Source organism: Mesorhizobium sp. M1A.F.Ca.IN.020.06.1.1 (assembly GCF_004023265.1).
GTDB lineage: Bacteria > Pseudomonadota > Alphaproteobacteria > Rhizobiales > Rhizobiaceae > Mesorhizobium.
In genome coordinates, this window is the sequence record NZ_RZSR01000660.1 from 1 (window position 1) to 3,448 (window position 3,448).

Sequence of the window (3,448 nt, forward strand, 5' to 3'; positions counted from 1 at the left end):
GTTTTAGGCAGGGCGGCTTTCGACATGAGATGCGATCGTCCCCTTGCTGGCGGTCTTGGTTTGGGCACACCTGGTTATGAATTCTTGGGCCTCCGCTTCCGTGAGATGCTCGATGCCGATGAAGTCGTTTTTTGCGCGGCCTGAGCGAATGAGCTCATCGAGCTTCGCCTGAATGGCCACGCCGTCGCGATTCTGGGTATTTTGAATCAGGAAAACCATCAGGAAAGTAACGATCGTCGTCGCGGTGTTGATGATCAGCTGCTCGGAATAATGAAAGGCCGGGCCGGCAATGGCCCAGAGGACCACCGAAACCACGCACAAGACGAAGGCCCATGCACGACCCGCGGCATGGGCGACATTCTCCGCGAGCCGATTGAATGCTTTTTCCAATGTTGAACTCCGGACTTTCACCCTGACGAAATTTCCCGCCAAGCCAGCCTGAGGATAGTGTGCCGGATGAACTGCACCGAAATGCAGCCGTTTATCCTGTCCTTGGCGCTGGGCACCGGCAAGAAATCAACTGAAGGCGGGCGCGACGCCAAGAAGGCGACCGCTCCGCTGAAAAAACTTGCAGCGTTTCGCGAGGAGGCGGGCCCCGTAATCGCGGCCCCGGTCAAAGAGACCGGGGCCGCGTCGCCAAGTCGACTTTTGGCATGCGAATAAGCGTTTATCGGGCGCCTTACGCGGCCGCCTGCATGGCCCGCTTGTTCGCACCGCTTTCGCCGAGCTTGCTAAGTGTCTCGTCGGTAGCGGATTCTTCCTTGAGGGTGTCGCGCAGCAAGGGGAGGGCGTCTTTCAGGCCCAGTTGCTCCGCCCAGGCAATCAGCGTGCCGTAGCGCGCTATTTCATAATGCTCGACCGCCTGGGCGGCAGCCACAAGGCCCGCGTCGAGCGCCGGCTCGTCCTTGTATTCCTCGAGGATCTCCGAACCCTCTTCAATGATGCCATCGATCGCGGGACACGTCTTGCCGCGCGCCGGCTTGCCCAGCATTTCGAAAACCTGCTCGAGCCGGTCGACCTGAGCTTCAGTCTCGGTGCGATGCTTTTCGAAGGCCGCGCCCACTTCCTGTGACTGCGCCGCCTTGGCCATCTTAGGCAGCGTCTTCAGGATCTTTTTCTCTGCATAATAAAGGTCTTTCAGGCCATCCACGAACAGGCTTTCCAAGCCGTTCGCCGCGCCGGACGAACTTTTCTTTGCCATCGACGTCTCCTTCGTTCGACTTTCTTGACCAAACAAAACCGGTGGGATCGACCGATGTTCCCGCGAAATATTTTTTGAAGCCGGGATGACGAGCCGAGGTGCGCGAGCGTTACTTCGGCGTGCCCTTGCCGTTGCGGGACGAAAGTTGGTCGAGCATGCTGAGCGCTGCACTGGGACCCGCATGCTCCAGCAGACCCTGCTCGGCGGCCGCCTTCTTGAAGGCGGCAAAGGCGATTGCCGGCCGGCAAATCCCGTTGGTCGCGTCTTCCACCAGCCGAACCGCCTTGCGATAGGCTGGTGAGTCCTTGCTCTTCCATTTCCGACCAAGCGCATTCTTGGCGTCAGCGATCGACGACACCATCATCGTGCCGCCGTTGACGAAGTGGATGGTGAGGGGCAGGAATCTGCTCAAGGCTCTTTCACCGTCCTAGCCATTCGCACGCAGGCCGGGCGGCCCCGACGAAGAGGTCCGCGGTCGGCGCCGCCGCCAAGGGGATTATCGGTCCGAAAGGATTTCATGGTGCTACCGCCTGTTTGAGATCGCATAAAACGAAGCTGCCGCCGGGTAGTTGCATTCAGCCGGCCCGTGGCGGTCAAAAAACCTGCTCCTACTGATCGCTGTCCCGGCGAGCGGCGCCGGCGGTTGTGGCGGCCATGATTGAGGTCCCGACGGATGTCGCGACCGATGTCCGGATTGAGAGCCGGCAGCTTCGGAGCGAGGCCAACCTTTTCTGTTCGCGTGCGTTGTCCCTCGAAAGCGAAGGAGACACCGATGCCGACGAAATCCGCCAGGATGACCGACTCCGCCACACCGATGAAATCGGCCCCGCGGACCAAATCCACCTCCGAGCAGGCGGCCAGCAAGCAGCGGAGCGTGCAACGCAAGGTCGACGCGACCGATCGCGCCAAGTCGAACGGCAAATCCAAATCACAAGGCGCCATGCAGGCCGGCGCACGGGAATACCCGGTGCCGCCTTTCCCGAAGCAGCATCATCCCAAACCCGGCGAGGAATGGGCGATCGAGCCCGCGCCGCTCTACGACGCGCCGTTCTGGCAGGGGTCGAACAAATTGGGAGGCAAGGTGGCGCTGATCGCCGGCGGCGATTCCGGCATCGGCCGCGCAGTTGCCGTGTTGTTCGCCCGGGAAGGGGCGGATATCGCCATCGCCTATCTCAGCGAGGATCGCGACGCGAAGGCGACAAAGCAGGCAGTCGAGGCCGAAGGCAGGCGCTGCATCATCATGCGCGGCGACGTGGCCAGGCGGACCTTCTGCCACAAGGCGGTGGAGCGGACGCTGAAGGCCTTCGGCAGGCTCGACGTGCTCGTCAACAACGCTGCCTTCCAGGTGCATTCGACCGATTTCGCCGACCTCACCGAGCAACACTTCGACACCACGCTGAAGACAAATCTCTACGGCTACTTCCACATGGCCCAGGAAGCCGTTCCGCATATGAAGCCGGGTTCGGCCATCATCAACACCGGGTCGGTCACCGGCATCGAAGGCTCGAAGGAACTCATCGATTATTCGATGACCAAGGGCGGCATTCACGCCTTCACCCGGGCGCTCTCTGGTAACCTGATCAGCAAGGGCATTCGCGTCAATGCCGTGGCGCCGGGGCCGGTTTGGACGCCGCTGAACCCGTCGGAGAAGGAAGCGGAGAAGGTCTCGCAGTTTGGCGCAAAGACCCCGATGAAACGGCCAGCCCAGCCGGAAGAGATCGCGCCTGCCTATGTATTTCTCGCTTCGCCGCAATGCTCCAGCTATATCACCGGCGAGATCCTGCCGATCATTGGGGGCTATTGACCGCGGCCGCCTATATGAAGGTCTTGATGAAAAAGGCGGTTCTCGATCCGCCGGCCGTCTTGGTAATCCGGCCTGACGGGCCGCCCAGATAATCTGGTTGGCCAAACGGCCGGCAAGGCAGTCGCAGACGCTGGGAAGAGTCCGAAGGAATTCAGATTTTCGGCACAAGCCTGAACCTGTCGGCCTTTCGGCAGTTTTCAAGGCTAGGAGGTTTCGATGAACGAGCACACCGACAAAGGCGACTCGCATGACGGTGCCGTTGAGATCCTGGCCGGCCGATTGGCCAGGGAGGCAGACATTTCCGAAGAGCAAGCCCGCGAACTGATCGAGTTGATCGGGACCGATTGGAATTCCCTGCTTCGAGAGGCTCATTTTCTGAAGGCGCGGCATCGCCTATGAGCGAACGCGGGGCCGAATTCTTTGGCGAATGGATTACCAACAAC

The 3,448-nt window shown here is 60.6% G+C and carries 6 protein-coding genes; 3 read left to right on the top strand and 3 right to left on the bottom strand.

What is annotated here, in order from left to right; genetic code table 11:
• Positions 1 to 3: 3 nt before the first annotated feature.
• Positions 4 to 390: a low affinity iron permease family protein gene (locus tag EOA60_RS24480; RefSeq protein ID WP_095826179.1), complete on the bottom strand. Its 387-nt coding sequence runs from the start codon at positions 388 to 390 to the stop codon at positions 4 to 6.
• Positions 391 to 456: 66 nt separating this feature from the next.
• Here EOA60_RS24480 and EOA60_RS24485 point away from each other — a divergent pair, with 66 nt between their 5' ends.
• Positions 457 to 663 carry a hypothetical protein gene (locus tag EOA60_RS24485; protein ID WP_095826180.1) on the top strand — a complete coding sequence of 69 codons (207 nt, stop codon included), beginning with the start codon at positions 457 to 459 and terminating at the stop codon, positions 661 to 663.
• Positions 664 to 679: 16 nt separating this feature from the next.
• Here EOA60_RS24485 and EOA60_RS24490 read toward each other — a convergent pair whose 3' ends face one another.
• Positions 680 to 1,201: a ferritin-like domain-containing protein gene (locus EOA60_RS24490; protein ID WP_066994822.1), complete on the bottom strand. Its 522-nt coding sequence runs from the start codon at positions 1,199 to 1,201 to the stop codon at positions 680 to 682.
• A gap of 109 nt (positions 1,202 to 1,310) precedes the next feature.
• The gene (locus EOA60_RS24495) at positions 1,311 to 1,613 is read right to left on the bottom strand and encodes a DUF982 domain-containing protein (protein ID WP_127334768.1); all 303 of its coding nucleotides are present in this window, start codon (positions 1,611 to 1,613) and stop codon (positions 1,311 to 1,313) included.
• A 402-nt stretch (positions 1,614 to 2,015) separates the two neighbouring features.
• On the opposite strand from EOA60_RS24495, the gene EOA60_RS24500 reads away from it, so the two are divergent.
• Together EOA60_RS24500 and EOA60_RS24505 are read left to right on the top strand one after the other, a co-directional pair.
• Positions 2,016 to 3,005 (top strand): SDR family oxidoreductase, encoded by a 990-nt coding sequence (locus EOA60_RS24500; protein ID WP_127334773.1) that lies wholly within the window; start codon positions 2,016 to 2,018, stop codon positions 3,003 to 3,005.
• A gap of 216 nt (positions 3,006 to 3,221) precedes the next feature.
• Complete coding sequence (locus tag EOA60_RS24505) at positions 3,222 to 3,404, top strand: hypothetical protein (RefSeq protein WP_067320556.1); 183 nt, start codon at positions 3,222 to 3,224, stop codon at positions 3,402 to 3,404.
• Positions 3,405 to 3,448 lie beyond the last annotated feature (44 nt).

Bases quoted from the DNA above. Each gene is read 5' to 3' on its own strand.
- EOA60_RS24505 (WP_067320556.1), top strand. From the start codon at position 3,222: ATGAACGAGCACACCGACAAAGGCGACTCGCATGACGGTGCCGTTGAG.
- EOA60_RS24485 (WP_095826180.1), top strand. From the start codon at position 457: ATGAACTGCACCGAAATGCAGCCGTTTATCCTGTCCTTGGCGCTGGGC.
- EOA60_RS24500 (WP_127334773.1), top strand. From the start codon at position 2,016: ATGAAATCGGCCCCGCGGACCAAATCCACCTCCGAGCAGGCGGCCAGC.
- EOA60_RS24490 (WP_066994822.1), bottom strand. From the start codon at position 1,201: ATGGCAAAGAAAAGTTCGTCCGGCGCGGCGAACGGCTTGGAAAGCCTG.